Source organism: Leptospira abararensis (genome assembly GCF_016918735.1).
Lineage (GTDB): Bacteria > Spirochaetota > Leptospiria > Leptospirales > Leptospiraceae > Leptospira_A > Leptospira_A abararensis.
Genome location: NZ_JAFFPR010000022.1, coordinates 1 through 14,028 on the forward strand (window position 1 = coordinate 1; position 14,028 = coordinate 14,028).

General features: G+C 41.4%; 13 protein-coding genes and 1 tRNA gene. 8 read left to right on the forward strand and 6 right to left on the reverse strand.

From position 1 onward, the window contains the following. Window positions 1–30: 30 nt before the first annotated feature. Together JWG40_RS06435 and JWG40_RS06440 are read right to left on the reverse strand one after the other, a co-directional pair. On the reverse strand, window positions 31–630 hold the full coding sequence (locus JWG40_RS06435; RefSeq protein ID WP_205285031.1) for a DUF6597 domain-containing transcriptional factor: 600 nt from the start codon (window positions 628–630) through the stop codon (window positions 31–33). Window positions 631–1,726: 1,096 nt separating this feature from the next. Then, window positions 1,727–1,808, reverse strand: a tRNA-Leu gene (locus tag JWG40_RS06440). A 118-nt stretch (window positions 1,809–1,926) separates the two neighbouring features. Here JWG40_RS06440 and JWG40_RS06445 point away from each other — a divergent pair. From JWG40_RS06445 to JWG40_RS06455, 3 genes are all read left to right on the forward strand, one after another. Next, window positions 1,927–2,349, forward strand: coding sequence for a cyclic nucleotide-binding domain-containing protein (locus JWG40_RS06445; protein ID WP_205285032.1), 423 nt, complete (start codon window positions 1,927–1,929; stop codon window positions 2,347–2,349). Further along, window positions 2,346–2,861: a Crp/Fnr family transcriptional regulator gene (locus JWG40_RS06450; RefSeq protein WP_205285033.1), complete on the forward strand. Its 516-nt coding sequence runs from the start codon at window positions 2,346–2,348 to the stop codon at window positions 2,859–2,861. The genes JWG40_RS06445 and JWG40_RS06450 overlap by 4 nt, the downstream gene beginning before the upstream one ends. Before the next feature lie 78 nt (window positions 2,862–2,939). After that, window positions 2,940–4,034 (forward strand): PilZ domain-containing protein, encoded by a 1,095-nt coding sequence (locus JWG40_RS06455; RefSeq protein WP_205285225.1) that lies wholly within the window; start codon window positions 2,940–2,942, stop codon window positions 4,032–4,034. Here the strand turns inward: JWG40_RS06455 and JWG40_RS06460 are convergent. Next, a complete protein-coding gene (locus JWG40_RS06460; RefSeq protein ID WP_205285034.1) occupies window positions 4,017–4,721 on the reverse strand; it encodes an IspD/TarI family cytidylyltransferase in 705 nt (234 codons plus the stop codon). The two genes, JWG40_RS06455 and JWG40_RS06460, sit on opposite strands and share 18 nt — an antisense overlap. A 4-nt stretch (window positions 4,722–4,725) precedes the next feature. Then, window positions 4,726–5,994, reverse strand: coding sequence for a diaminopimelate decarboxylase (locus tag JWG40_RS06465; protein ID WP_205285035.1), 1,269 nt, complete (start codon window positions 5,992–5,994; stop codon window positions 4,726–4,728). A gap of 57 nt (window positions 5,995–6,051) precedes the next feature. Here JWG40_RS06465 and JWG40_RS06470 point away from each other — a divergent pair, with 57 nt between their 5' ends. From JWG40_RS06470 to JWG40_RS06490, 5 genes are read left to right on the forward strand one after another with little or no spacing between them, the layout of a single operon-like run. Further along, window positions 6,052–7,122 carry a zinc dependent phospholipase C family protein gene (locus tag JWG40_RS06470; protein ID WP_205285036.1) on the forward strand — a complete coding sequence of 357 codons (1,071 nt, stop codon included), beginning with the start codon at window positions 6,052–6,054 and terminating at the stop codon, window positions 7,120–7,122. Window positions 7,123–7,148: 26 nt separating this feature from the next. Continuing rightward, window positions 7,149–9,701, forward strand: coding sequence for a penicillin-binding protein 1A (locus tag JWG40_RS06475; protein WP_205285037.1), 2,553 nt, complete (start codon window positions 7,149–7,151; stop codon window positions 9,699–9,701). A gap of 59 nt (window positions 9,702–9,760) precedes the next feature. After that, window positions 9,761–10,165: a bactofilin family protein gene (locus tag JWG40_RS06480; protein WP_002974102.1), complete on the forward strand. Its 405-nt coding sequence runs from the start codon at window positions 9,761–9,763 to the stop codon at window positions 10,163–10,165. A gap of 17 nt (window positions 10,166–10,182) precedes the next feature. Then, on the forward strand, window positions 10,183–11,307 hold the full coding sequence (locus JWG40_RS06485; RefSeq protein ID WP_205285038.1) for a M23 family metallopeptidase: 1,125 nt from the start codon (window positions 10,183–10,185) through the stop codon (window positions 11,305–11,307). Window positions 11,308–11,323: 16 nt separating this feature from the next. Continuing rightward, window positions 11,324–12,427, forward strand: coding sequence for an alpha/beta hydrolase (locus tag JWG40_RS06490; protein WP_205285039.1), 1,104 nt, complete (start codon window positions 11,324–11,326; stop codon window positions 12,425–12,427). Here JWG40_RS06490 and JWG40_RS19895 read toward each other — a convergent pair whose 3' ends face one another. Beyond that, window positions 12,428–13,273 (reverse strand): transglutaminase-like domain-containing protein, encoded by an 846-nt coding sequence (locus tag JWG40_RS19895; RefSeq protein ID WP_232369227.1) that lies wholly within the window; start codon window positions 13,271–13,273, stop codon window positions 12,428–12,430. Continuing rightward, entirely contained in the window at window positions 13,222–14,004 is a 783-nt protein-coding gene (locus JWG40_RS19900) for a hypothetical protein (RefSeq protein WP_232369228.1), read from the reverse strand. The genes JWG40_RS19895 and JWG40_RS19900 overlap by 52 nt, the downstream gene beginning before the upstream one ends. Window positions 14,005–14,028: the final 24 nt, after the last annotated feature.

Sequence of the window (14,028 nt, forward strand, 5' to 3'; positions counted from 1 at the left end):
GAGAATTAACACAGGAAAAAAATCAATAATCTAAATTAAATTAGAGGATTGTGTAAGGCGAATACTGTATCTGTACACATCGTATTCCGAAATTACATTGATCGATACACATCCCCTTGTTTCCATAATAGAATCAATAGTAGTTCTTACTATCCGATCAATGATTGTTTCCTTATTTAGCATTTTCAAAAGAAAATCTTCAATCATTTTGATTCGCATTTCTGTATTTTTTGCATGAATTATTTCTTCTACCAAGTCTTTCGCAATATCCATTCCAAATAATTGATCCAGTGGCGTTTCCTTATTTGCCAAGCGCTCAATGGAATCATTTACAAAGTGAATGATTCCATAAGGATAAAATCGAACAGCAAAGGTTTTCACAAAACCTGTTGGTTCAATGTAAAATGGTTCGGTGATTTGTCCAATGAGAGAGGCGCGAGGCTGCAGAATAAAATCTTCTTCACTAGTGAAACGTTTGATATTGTCTCCCAAAATAAATGCCATTTCCATACAACCATCGGGAACGATGCGCTGCCTTGGATAAGAGGATGCCTTCGGGATTTCCAAAGTCCAATAACATTTCACAAAGGAACTCAAATCGGGATGTGGTGAAAAAGTTTGGTAGTCCATACAAATTTCTTCAAATATCTTTCACGATTCTAGCCACATATCGACAATCAATCATAACTTAAAATCGAATGCCTATATTTAAATCATACCGCAGGCTAAAACAACGCCATCCCACTGTGGCCGACAAAAATTTGTATTGTTATCATTAATCATCACACATATTTGATGAATTTTCCAAGCATTCGAACAATCTTTCGAATCTTTCCCTTTCTTTGATTCGCAGTTTATAATAAACGGAAATATAAATACAAAAAGAAACAAACTGAACCGATTATCTATAGAATTATGTTTCACTATATTTTCTCTTATTTTGACTTTCTATTTCCAAGGAATAAAAACTTAAATCATTGAACCTAGATTTTTCTATGTGTCAATCAATCTTATTTCAAATATTCCCGAATCAATTAATTGAGGAGGAGTTTTTTTCCGGCTATCAAGAGATTGGCAGTTTATCTATGGATCCAAGATGTAATCGCTTGCATGATTTTGAAAGGAAAAGCAAAAAGAGTAGTCTTAATATAAATTCAAAAACTATCAAAAGAGATGAAAAAATAATTCTAAGGCATCAATTACACGTATCTCACTCATCTAATACCTCCTCATACTTGATTTGTTTTATCTTATTACGATTAGGATCATTTCATCCAATTCCGAAGAGACCATTTTTTATCGAATCATTTAAGATCATACTGTTACTTTATAAAAATCTTATCTCCTACCTGACCTCTCCGATTAGGTTTCTAGGGATATGTTATGATTGCTCCCTATGGGTCGGCGAAGTGGATTGTTCTAGGAAATTCAGAGAATAGTAGATAATGATTGTTTAAGAGAGATTTCTTTTAGAATCCCTTTGGCGATTCGAAATAGATTTTATATTTAAACTAAGTTGCTCCTGGACTTGCCTCTTTCGCTGCAAACACTTCCGTGTGTTTGCTACGCTTCGAGGCACGGCTCCCTTCGTCGCATGCCATCCGAGCATGCTCTATGTTATGATTGCTCCCTATGGGTCGCAACCATAACAGGCTCAGGGAACTGTTCAAGTCCCTTAGGCTTTGTTGTCATTTGAATGTTTGGATTGTTTTAAGGAGAGTTGTTATGCGGGCGGAGGGACTTGAACCCCCATGCCTCTCGGCGCCAGAACCTAAATCTGGTGCGTCTGCCAATTTCGCCACGCCCGCATTGAGCATGTATAAGCAGGTTTTTGTACTAGGGAATTCTGTCTAGTGAGTTTTTGTGATTCACTTGCCTTTGTTTTGAATTTTTGTTCTCATGTAAGATACCAATAGGACAACTCCGATGAACATACTGGAATTTATGCAAAATATCTCTACGCAAGTGTATTTGCGAGGGGATGTGATTTTTCGCGAAGGAGATCCACATGATGGAAGTATGTATTGTATCATGAGCGGGATGTTTGCCGTCACCAAACGGACGCCAGATGGAACGCAAGAAGTCATTAAAGGTTTAGGGCCGGGCGAGTTTTTCGGCGAACTCTCACTTCTCACAAGGAGGCCCAGGGCTATGACCATCAGCGTGGTTTCTGCCAATGCACGAGTCGGAATCCTCAGAGAGGATCAGTTTGAAAAATTGGCTCGGATCAATACACATTTTTTATTCCAACTGACCAAAAGTACGGTCGAAAAACTCCACCGGGCAGAAGCCAGGCTCACCGAACTGGATCAACTGTTAGAAGAAATCAAAAAGGAAGAAGAGAAATGAACGTCGACCATTTGCGAAAGTACATCACCGAAGTGCGAATCGATCATTTTTCAGAAGGAACCAAAGTCTTTTCTGAAGGCGAAGATTGTAACGGGAAAATGTTTTTTGTTTTTGCAGGTAAACTCCAGGTTTTCAAAAGAAAAGCCAATGGTGAAGATCATTATGTTCGAGATATCAACCCAGGAGAGTTTTTTGGAGAAATGGCACTGGTATTTCCATCACCGAGAGCTGCCACGGTGGTTGCTTCAGCAGAAGATACAAAGGTCGGAGTCATCACAAAAGAGATTTTTTTCTCTATGGGAAAAGAGAGTCCAGGATTTCTTTCTGTGATTCTTCATAGCATTATAAATCGCCTAACCTCCGTAGAAGATACCATCTCCGAAAGACAACAAGAATTGCATATTCTTATCAACGGAATGCCTTCCTTACAAATCGCTCCCGTTACCACAGAATCCGTCACATCCAATGAGGACAAAACACAAGATTTGCAAGAACCAGAGGAGAAAGACTAGGATGGAACTTCTGTTTCCCGAACCCTTTAGCTTTAAAAATAAGTTGACTAAATCCCTAAAATCGAGTTTGATTTGCGGGTGACTTTGCGGTTCTTTAACTATCCCATCCCCGTTCTACTGGTGACCCTAGGTTTTCTTGCGGTTCCCTTTTTAAATGTCTATATTACGGCTTCCTTATATGATCTTGATTTAGATCATTTTGGAATGATTCTTTCTAGAATCCAGCCATTACAATATGTACTCTCTGGTCTCAGTGCCATCATCGCCTATGGCCTTGTTACCAAAAAGAAATTTGGATACTACCTCTTCCTTTGTTTTACCTTTCTTATCCTTACTTATAATGTTTGGATGGTTTTGTCTGTCACTCTCGGAAAGAAGATCTTTCTTGCCGGTATCCGCATTCATACGGCTGACATCGTTTGGAATATGGTCACCACCACACTACTTCTTGGGACTGTATTTTATTTCCTACGGCGAGAAATTGCCGCACCTTACTTAAGTGGAATCCGTCGCGGTTGGAGAACTAAATACAGAGAAACACACCCTGTCCCCTTCCATTGGACCAATGCCGATGGCGAACGTGACGGAGATGGGCAAACTATCAATATCTCGCGTAACGGTATCCTCATCCCTATCCCCGCACATCACTTTCTAAAGGTCGGAGACCCCATCAATCTCCTCTTAAAATTAGAAAAGGAAAATAGAGAACCAGTATCTATTTCTGTACAAGCAAAAATCGTAAGGATCGACGAAGAGAGTGATGGATCCGAAATTGCCGGTGTCCAACTCTTCTTCCAAATCAACCAAAGAGAAGAAAAACAAATCTATGAAGCTTTTTTAGCTAGAGTGTTTGCACCGAGGTATCCTGTTTCCAATCCAGTAAACTTCTCAAGCAAAGATAACAAAATCTGCCAAGGTACACTTCTGAATGTTTCCCTAGAAGGATTGTATATTGAAACAAGTTCGGTTCTAGACCAAGATCAAATTTGTAACGTAAAAATCCAGACCCGATCGGGAGATATATCTGTAGGTGGTGTGGTTCGTTGGTCCAACCCACAAGGGAAGTATGGAAAACCTAGCGGGTTTGGAATTCAAATTGATACGATAGAAAACAAAAACCTATTTCGCATTTGGATTTGGAAACAACGTTTTAAGTTATTCCACGGGAGGTAGTTCTTCCCAAAACAAAGAGTCAGCAAGTTCTGCATCGCCGGGACTTGTGACTTTGATGTTATGGTAGTCGGTTTCCACAATTCCTACCCTTCTTTTTCCCATCCAAGTGCAAAGGTCCGTCGGATGTTTTTTTTGATCCGTTGGAAGTTCCACAAGCAAAAGTTCCTGAATCATAAACCCAGCAATGGATTGCGGAGTTTTGACAGAATACACTTCTTCTCTTTTTAATGGTTCTTCGGTATAGTTTTGGTGCAGACGCACTCGCACCAAACTTTCTGTAGATTTTCCTACAAGGGTAGCCCCACCGAAAATTTTGGTTTGTTCGATTAATTGATAAAGTTCATTTTGTTTGAAGTTAGGGCGTGCCACGTCATGGATAAAAATGATATCTTTAGAATCATAAGAAATGGATTCCAGTCCACATAACGTAGACAGATGGCGACTCTCCCCCCCAGGAACAATCCGGTCGTTCCCTTCCAATAGATCATCCAATTCTTTTTCAGTTTCTAAAATCCAATCGGGATGAGAGACAACAGTGATGGATTTGGTAAGTCCAAAACTTCGGAATCGTTTGACCGAATGCCGAAGGAGGGACTCCCCCCTAACTTTCAAAAATTGTTTGGGAACCTCCGTCCCCATCCTGGAACCTGTCCCACCTGCAAGTAGGACCACATACAATTGGTTCATTCGGTCATTCTACAACGAGGATTTCGTTTCGAAAGATCTCAAGCACTGGTTCTTTTTTGCGGATGAGTTTTCCTTCGCCGTTTTTACGAAGTAACACTTCTGCAGTTTCTGGAAAACTATTGTAGTTCTTGGTCGACATACTGGCACAGTAGGCACCAACCGCATCCATTACCACATAGTCACCGACTTCTGCTTCTCCCATAAGACGAGTGATGGGCTCTCCCCCCTCTTTTTGAGTGAACACATCTCCTGATTCACAACAGTGGCCCACAACCACATACTCTGTGTTTGATTTTGGGACTCCGCCTTCTTTTTTGACTGTGATGAGAGGGTGCTTTGCACCGTATAACGAAGGTCTGGTGTTTGCATCCATCCCTGTATCGAGTTTTAAAAATCGAAATCCTTTCGGGCCAGTATCCACCAAATCATCCACAGTGGTAAGGAGGGCCCCGCAAAGTGCAATGAGGTAGGTTCCGGGTTCAATTTCTAAAATGAGTTTTCTACCGTGTTTACTTGCAAATTCTTCGAATTGTGGTTTTACAGGAGCACCAATCTTTTGTAAGTCGGTCGAAGTTTCCTCAGCCATCCGCCCTACTTTGTAACCACCACCGAGGCTCACAACAGTCACTGTGGGAAAAGCTTCGGCATATTCTAAAGTATACTTAGCAACTGCCTTCCAGACTTCCGGGTCACTTCCTGATCCAATATGGGTATGTACTTTTTCTACTATGATTTTGTATTTTTCAACAATGGCTTTCACTTCCGGCAATTTTTCATGCCAGATTCCAAAGGAAGAAGTGACTCCACCCACATCCGTTTTTTTGGTATGTCCCGAACCCAGGCCCGGATTGAAACGAATAGAAACTGACTTTCCAGGGAAGGTTTTTCCAAAGGCTTCGAGTTGGCGAAGAGAACATGCGTTGAATTTTACGCCTTTGCCAATGAGTTCCGCGAATGCTTTCGGTAATTCTTGGGAAGTGAGCATGATGGATTCGGGTTTGAATCCAAAGTGAAGGGCTCGCACCACTTCATGTTCCGAAGAAGCATCGATGAGAATGCCCTTCTTTTTCATAATCTGAAGGATATTCGAATTGGGATTTGCCTTCATGGCGTAACGGACTTGTAACCCAAAGGCGTTCGGAAACGCGAGGGCTTCGTCACATTTTTGTTCAATTTCTTTCTCGGAATAGACAAAGAGCGGGGTTCCAAATTCTTTTGCCAAAGCTCGCACTTGGTCTTCTTTCAAAAACTTTAGTTTTTCGATTGATGTCATAGGATTTAAGATAAACCTTTCAATAGGTTCCATTCCATAAAGTCAAAAAAGTAGAAAATGGCAGGAAAGATTACACATATTGAAGCTCTCTCCCAAGTGAAAAAACATTTGGAACATGGAAATGCGACCCAACGTCGGATTGCCGCATTACTCTCAAGACCAGACGTTGCATCTTACGCAAACCTCGGTGCCGTGGCACCTGATATCTTTTACTTCTATCACGTGTTACAACCCAAACGCACAAAAAAGGCCGCTTTCTTTGGTGACCTGGCCCACCATGACCGAGTTGCCGAACTCATCCTTAGTTTTCTAGACCAAGTCTATGATACAGAGATGGGACTGTACCGGGACCGGTTCCTTGCTTTCACTTTAGGATACATCTGCCACTGCGTAGTCGACATCCAAACCCATCCTTATATTTTTTATATTTCGGGCGATTACTATAACAACGATAAGAAGATCTCTTACCAAGCACAAGTGAACCATATGAAGGTGGAGTTTGGACTGGATACCCTTCTTATCAACCACCGCTGGGGAATGAGTGCCAAAGAGTATGACTTCCCACAATACATTGACATCCGCCACAGAACCGTTGGAATCAAAAACAAAATGGATCCTGTACTTTGGAACTTTTGGTTGCAGTCCATCAAAGAAACCTACCCCGATGAATTTGCCTCTGCCTATTTAGGATCTGAAAAAAAGATCATCCCCGGGGATATTTTAAATGAATCCTATCTTGGATTTTACCGGTTTACCTCCACTTTGGATTCGAGAAGTGCTTTTATGCGTGGGCTTGTGAGTGTAGTGGATACTTTGACTTTTCATAAATACAATGCGAGTGTGCTCATGCTTCCGGCAATGGATGAAATCAATCCCAAGATTATGAACGATGAAAAGAGGGAATGGTTCTATCCTGCCGACCCCAAAAGAAAGTTTAACGACTCCTTTATCGAACTTTTGAACCAAGCAAGCCAAGCTAGCAAAGAAATTTTAACGAGAGCCTATGAATATAGTTTTTCTCCGGAAAGCAGATCGAAAATTCTGGATTCTCTTGGTGGTTATAATTTAGATACTGGTCTGCGTTACCACGGAATTGACCATATGAAGGAATTTTCTCCCCTCGTTTGATGGGGATTAAAAGTTAAGGGAATTTTATGAAACAAGAACCCGTTGGGCTCTTTGAAAAGTATTTTATCATTTGGTTTCGGATTGTCACAGAAAGGATTTGGACCGGAGACAAAAAATTAAGAAACACTGCCATAGCCATTTTCGCCTTTGGTGCATTGAATGTTTTTTTACTTACCGGTTCTATCAAAGACTTCTTTCGACTAGGAGAAGCTGCGGTCTATGACATCCCTTCCACCTTGTATGGATTAAATGACAAGGGGCAATACGAACCCATTGCCGAGTATTATAAATTTTCTCGAATCCCCGTTCGTTTGGAACAACTAAAACCAGACGAAACCACTCTCTCTCCAGATAACAGACACAAGGTGATCCAATGTTTTTTATCTACAGAAGATAATTCTTTTTATTCCCATAATGGAATTGATTTAAAAGGAATTGCTCGTGCCTTTGTGGTAAACTTGATGGCGGGGCGAGTGAAAGAAGGTGCCTCCACCATCACCCAACAAGTAGCACGGCTAAAATTTTTATCCATCGAAAGGTCCATCGCAAGGAAGGCTCGGGAAGCATGGCTTGCCTTTTTACTAGAGCTTGCTTATCCAAAAGATAAAATTCTAGAAGTATATTTAAATGAAATTCCTCTGGGACATGGAACCATTGGGGTCGGAGCAGCTTCTCGGTTTTACTTTCGTAAAGAAGTGCAAGATGTAAGTTGGGGAGAGGCGGCCATTCTTGCAAGCCTTACCACAAGACCCACCCAATTCAGTCCTATCGTCAATCCTGTTTCCAGCATGAACAAGGTGCGAGTCGTCTTTCGTAAGTTAGTCGAAAATGGAAGGATGTCTGTTGCCGATGCCGAAAAAGAATATGCCGCTCTCGAAGAATACTATACCAATCTCAATCGTTCCCCCAATGATTCCGCTTTTTCTGACAGATTAAACCGCTTTCCTTATGTTACCGAATACATCCGAAAGAACTTAATTCGTTCCATTGGTTCGGGCCGTTTGTACAATGGGGGCCTAAAAATTTATTCCACCATCCAGATCCGCCACCAAGAAGAAGCAGAAAAAGCCCTACTTCCGGCCCTTCAAAGACAAACTTTAGAATCCAACCAAAGAGCCTTTCGCAATATTGATGCCTTTGATGATTTGTATGGAAGCGGGTATTCTCTCATTGCTGATCTCTATGATCTGCCTGATTTTAAATTTCATATTTCTCGGACAGAACGTACGTTTTCTTCTGCCTACCAAGAAGACCTGCGAGATGAATTCTTTGCATTGAATTTATTAACTGGGGATGATTTCCTTGGGGACTTAATTGACAAAAATTATACGTCGCAAACCACAAAAGACCATTTACTTCCTGTAGAAGGTTCTCTTATCGCCATCCGTCCCGAAACCGGATACATCACAGCCATGGTGGGAGGTTCGGGGTTTCGTTCCGACAACCAACAAATCCGTCCTTTCCAAGCCTTCCGCCAACCGGGATCTGCTTTCAAACCCATTCTATATGCAGCGGCCATGGACCATTCAGGTAAAAACCCAGACCCCGAAAAAAATGTGACACCCGCAACTCTATTTGCGGACTCTCCCCTCCAATACTTAATGGAAGACGGAGACGAATGGGCCCCCGAAAACTATAGTAGCGAATACTCTGGATTTATTTTATTACGGAAAGCCTTGGAACAATCCAAAAATTCCGTGGCCGTTCGCGTTTTGGAACAAGTGGGACTTTCCAACCTAATGGAAAGTTTACGAGGACTATTACAACTTCCCGGTCGAGACATTCCTTATAACTTTAGTGTATCCCTTGGTTCCTTTGAACTCACTCCTTATGAATTGACAAGGGCCTATGCGGCTTTGGCTTCGGGTGGCAAAACGGTAAATCCAATCTCTGTTTTGTATGTGGAAGACAATGCGGGAAATGTCATCAAAGACTTTCGTAAAGAGTTCGATGAAGATGATCGCAAACAAATCATCTCCAAGGAAGCAGCCTTCCTCATCACTTCCATGATGAAAGATGTTGTAGAAGAAGGGACCGGACGCGGGGTTTTGTCGTATGGACTAAACCGCAAAGCCTACGGAAAAACAGGAACCACAAACAACTTTCGAGATGCATGGTTTGTGGGTTACACCCCAGAACTTGTGACTTCTGTTTGGTTTGGGTATGATGTGGGAACCATTTCCCTGGGACGAGGGATGACAGGTGGAAAATTGGCAGCTCCTGTTTGGGGAAGGTTTATGGCCCGCGCTCTCGACCGCGAACCGCATATCGATTTTCCTTGGCTTTCCGAGGTCAAAGTCACCAAAAAGACGGTCTGTCGGATGTCAGGCAAACTTCCGAGTAACCAATGCCACGACCTATTTGAAGAGTATTTTATTCCACAAACAGCCCCAAAAGAGATCTGTAATGACCACGGATCTTCCTGGAACGTAGTGGAAACAAAATCGAACACACCCGCAACAACAGTGGTGCATTCAGAAAAGAAAAAACAGGAAAAAGTAGAAAAACTCACCCCCACAGCCAAACCACCAAAACGAAAAAAGTCGGTGTTTAGTGGAGATGAGGAAATCGACTACTAAAAAGGCTTGTCAAGAAGACCTAAAATTTTGATTCTCACAGAAGGGGAAAAGGAGCAGGAATGGCAATAGGTAAGGATTCCATCAATAGCGTTATCGGACCAGGGTCGATATTTGAAGGTAAGTTTTATATCGCAGGTTCACTCAGAATCGATGGAAAATTCGAAGGTGATATCAAAACTGAGGATGCACTCGTTATCGGTGAAACCGGTAAAGTAAAAACCAACATCAGCGCAAGAGAAGTCATTGTATCAGGTACCCTCATCGGAAACATCAAAGCCGAAAACGAAGTCAAACTCGAAGGTACAGGACGTATGTTAGGTGATATTACTGCTCCCTACTTAGAACTACAAAAAGGTGTAGTAGCAAAAGGAAATATCACAATCACTGGCGGCCAAAAAAAGGACGTTCGTAAGATTGTGGAAGAATCCTTTGGTGGGATTAAGTCTTTAGATACCAAGGATTAACACACCCCTATTAACACATGCTACTTCGATCACCAGAAAAGTCTACGATCGGTAAGCATGTGTTACGTTGGGGAAACGTAAATGTAATCCAAGTTTCCCCCGGTAAGTATTTTTATAATCTCCAATCACAATCCAGTGTCCTTCATGGAACGATTGATCTCAACCGCAAACGGTATCGGATCCTTCCCCTACTCACTTCTTCCTTTATCTTAGCATTTTTTATCTCCATCATCGTAGACAAACAAACCTACGAAGAAAGTTTGATGGAAAAAGAATTCCTCAGTATGTCGACCGAGGTAGAAGAAAACGACGTAAAGGACAAAGAAGCAAAACTTGCCGATGCCAAATACCTCCAAGAAACAGAAGATAAAAAAATGGCCATCTTACGTTCCGCTGATTTGGATGCTCTGGCTGAAAACAAAAACAAAAAACTAAAAGTCACTCAGTACAAAGTCAAAAAAAATGAAACCCTATCTGACATTGCACGCCGGTTCAAAGTTTCTGCGGAATCCATTGCAGGAAGTTCTGGAATTAACCCAGAAGTATCTATCCTTCCTGGACAAATCTTAAACATCCCCAACAAACAAGGTTTAGTGTATAAACTAAAAAAAGGTGATACACTTGCCAAAGTTGCCGACTACTACAAAGTCAAAATCGATGATATTTATTCAGAAAACCAATTGGATGATTACGACCTATTCAAATCAGGGCAAAAAGTATTCCTTCCTGGTGCCGTGATTCCAGACACAGGGCCTGTGTGGAGAATCCCCGTGGTATCCAAAGTCATCACTTCGGGTTGGGGAACTCGTTCCTACCCACAATACAAATTTCATATGGCCCTCGACTTACGTGCCAATTACGAATCGGTTTATGCCGCAAGAAAAGGAAAAGTCACCTATTCCGGCTGGATGGGTGGGTATGGAAACGCCATCATCCTCACTCATGATGACAGTTACCAAACTTTATATGCTCATAATTCCAAACTCTTTGTGAAAGAGGGGGATTATGTGAGTGCCGGTAAAGTCATCTCGCGTTCCGGTTGTACAGGTTATTGTTTTGGCCCCCACCTACACTTCGAAGTCATCAAAGATGGAAAAAACGTAAACCCAACCAAAATCATCAAAGGATTTTCTTACAAATAAACTGGATACTTTCAATATGAACTACAACACTTATCACAAAAAACATTCAATTTTCCTAATATTCCTCATTTTGTTTTCCCATTTTATATTTTCCTGTAGTCCCAAAATTGGAGAACAAATCAACAAACGGATTGTAGATCCCTTCGATGAAACCAAAATTCTAAATGTTCACTTTGTCACTTCACGCAGGGAAATGTCAGTCAAAGACAATTGTGATCCGCAAAGTTTTGGATTCATCACCGACATCAATCCGCATTATGGAATCTGTTTGGTCAATATCCCGTCCAAACATATCATTGGTGATATCTCACAGGACAATGCCCAAGACAAAAACCAATTCTTTCAATTCAAAGGTCGCATCAACACTGACGATAAAGAATTTTTAACCAAAATCAAATCTTCTGCTTCGGATGAAGTGTTGGTTTTTGTACATGGATTCAATGTTAATTTTGATGAAGCAGTGCTTCGTGCAGGACAAATCAAATACGATCTAAAATTTCCCGGAGAAGTGGTAGTGTATTCTTGGCCTGCCGGAGCCGATCCGGGAATCCTTTCCCAAGTCATGGTGAAGTCCACTTACGAACTAAACTACACAGAGGCTAAAATCAACCGGGAACCATTCGCTAAATTTTTAACTGATATCACAGGGCTTGGAAAAAAAGTCCACTTAGTCGTCCACAGTATGGGTCACCAAGTGGTGCTACCATCGGTGGCAGCTCTCGCCAAACAAGGCAAAAAGAAATTTCTATCGGAACTTATCTTAAATGCACCAGACTTTGATAAAAATGAATTTGAACTGATCTTAAGTGACCTAACCAATTCCTCCGAACGAATCACTCTCTACTGTTCTCCTGGGGACAACGCCCTTGTTGCTTCTCAAAAAGTGAACGGAGCCCCTCGTGCGGGAATGTGTTTTAAGTATTCTGGAGTCGATGTGATCAATGTCAACGAAGTAGATGATCCTGTATTTGGTGTGGGTGGACTTGGGCATGGATACTATTCTTCAAGACCCATCCTCACAGACATCTACCAAGTGTTACTGGGCGTGTCTGTGGAAAGAAGACTTTTTATTCGGAAGTCCGGACCCAAAAACGGAGAAAATTTTGTCCTGAGAAAATAACTAAGGCACAAGTAGATCTTCTCCTTTGGTTAGGGAACGGTTTGTTTTGATGATCGCTCCCTCTTCTTTCTCCTCCCCTTCTTTTCCCTCATCGACTTTAGCTATTACTAATTTGAATTTAATTTTCTTGGCCAAACTCAAACTTTCTTTCGACAACTGAACAAGCCTGTCTCCACCCGCGATTTTGGGATGAGTGGGATTGGAAAGTCCTGCAAAGATAACATGCCTTGCATGGGTCACTCCAGGTTTGGATTTTGGGGGAGCCAGCGGTTCCATAGGAATCCATCCAAGTCCTTCTACCCAAACTTCCACAAACTTATGATTAAAAGTAATTTCCTTGGAAGATTCAGTAGGTAGATAGTTCCAAACCAAACGGGATGGAATACCGATACCACGTAACAAGGCCATGGTGACGTAAGAATGTTCCGTACATCCTCCATTGTTTTTTTCAATCACTTGGGGTGCAGGTTCGAAACTCCCTGACTTGTAAGGAATGGATGCCACATACTCTTGGGTTTTGGTAAGTACATCCTTTAGATTAAAACTCTCTTGAAAAAGAGCATTTCTTTTTTCCAAGACCAAGGGAGAATTCATTTTTAAAAACCAATCATCTTGCAGGTAACTTTTAAATCCTTTTTTACTTTGACTTTGATTCAGCGCTATACTCAGCTTTGGATCCAAATTCCATTGGATTTTATAGCGAGTGAGTAACGCTCGATATACGGTAATATCCTTTGTATCACCGGCCTTCATTGTTTGTATGGTCAGACTGAGAGAACGGTTTCCGCCGCTATCTATCTCGGACCTAGTCTCAGCGGGAAAATAGAATTCCCAAGTATTTTCCATTCCCCATAGGTTTTCGTTAAGGGATCAAAAATAAGAAACTGATCCTCACCTAAAACGGCCAATTTGAATAAGGCTCTGTGCGAAACAGGAAACTTGAACTCACTAATAGCCATTTGTTTTTTTGGAGAATATGTTTGGATGGTATTTCCCCAAAAAGAAGAAATAAGAAATATTTCCGTTTCGCTTCTCTTGATAATTCGTTGCACCGAAGGAAAAGGAAGAGGAATTTGGGAAACCAGTTCTCCCGTATTTACGTTGTAAACTTCCAATTGGTTTTTATCCAATCGGTAAATTTGATTTTCCAAACAAACAATGTCTTTCCAAGACTTTCCCTTATCCGGCCACGGAATTTTTTTTTGCACAACCAATGTCTGTGGATGGATCTCCCAAAGTGTATTTGCCGTTTGAAAGAAAAGGTTCCCACGACACTCCGTCCAACCAGTGACCTTTCCACCCTCCCAAGGAAGTCTCTTCGCTTCCCCAGATCCTAAATTCCAAACAACAATCGATATTTGTTTTGTGACATCTCTTGTTTGAAAAAATAGCCTACCTTCTGAATACAAAGTCGATTCAAAAAGATCCACAGATTCTGATTCAGGAAATTTAGGGGGTAGTTTCCAATTGTACTTCGCTTGCAGATCTGTCCAAGAGATTGGTTCTTCTGGGAATATTTCTGCCAAAAGAGAAGAAAGGAGAACTTGCAAAAGTAAAACCCAAACTATTTTTTTCATTCGATAATCCTTGCCTTTTTCAGA

Bases quoted from the DNA above. Each gene is read 5' to 3' on its own strand.
- JWG40_RS06490 (WP_205285039.1), top strand. From the start codon at position 11,324: ATGAACTACAACACTTATCACAAAAAACATTCAATTTTCCTAATATTC.
- JWG40_RS06475 (WP_205285037.1), top strand. From the start codon at position 7,149: ATGAAACAAGAACCCGTTGGGCTCTTTGAAAAGTATTTTATCATTTGG.
- JWG40_RS19900 (WP_232369228.1), bottom strand. From the start codon at position 14,004: ATGAAAAAAATAGTTTGGGTTTTACTTTTGCAAGTTCTCCTTTCTTCT.
- JWG40_RS06465 (WP_205285035.1), bottom strand. From the start codon at position 5,994: ATGACATCAATCGAAAAACTAAAGTTTTTGAAAGAAGACCAAGTGCGA.
- JWG40_RS06480 (WP_002974102.1), top strand. From the start codon at position 9,761: ATGGCAATAGGTAAGGATTCCATCAATAGCGTTATCGGACCAGGGTCG.
- JWG40_RS19895 (WP_232369227.1), bottom strand. From the start codon at position 13,273: ATGGAAAATACTTGGGAATTCTATTTTCCCGCTGAGACTAGGTCCGAG.
- JWG40_RS06435 (WP_205285031.1), bottom strand. From the start codon at position 630: ATGGACTACCAAACTTTTTCACCACATCCCGATTTGAGTTCCTTTGTG.
- JWG40_RS06485 (WP_205285038.1), top strand. From the start codon at position 10,183: ATGCTACTTCGATCACCAGAAAAGTCTACGATCGGTAAGCATGTGTTA.
- JWG40_RS06470 (WP_205285036.1), top strand. From the start codon at position 6,052: ATGGCAGGAAAGATTACACATATTGAAGCTCTCTCCCAAGTGAAAAAA.
- JWG40_RS06460 (WP_205285034.1), bottom strand. From the start codon at position 4,721: ATGAACCAATTGTATGTGGTCCTACTTGCAGGTGGGACAGGTTCCAGG.
- JWG40_RS06445 (WP_205285032.1), top strand. From the start codon at position 1,927: ATGAACATACTGGAATTTATGCAAAATATCTCTACGCAAGTGTATTTG.
- JWG40_RS06450 (WP_205285033.1), top strand. From the start codon at position 2,346: ATGAACGTCGACCATTTGCGAAAGTACATCACCGAAGTGCGAATCGAT.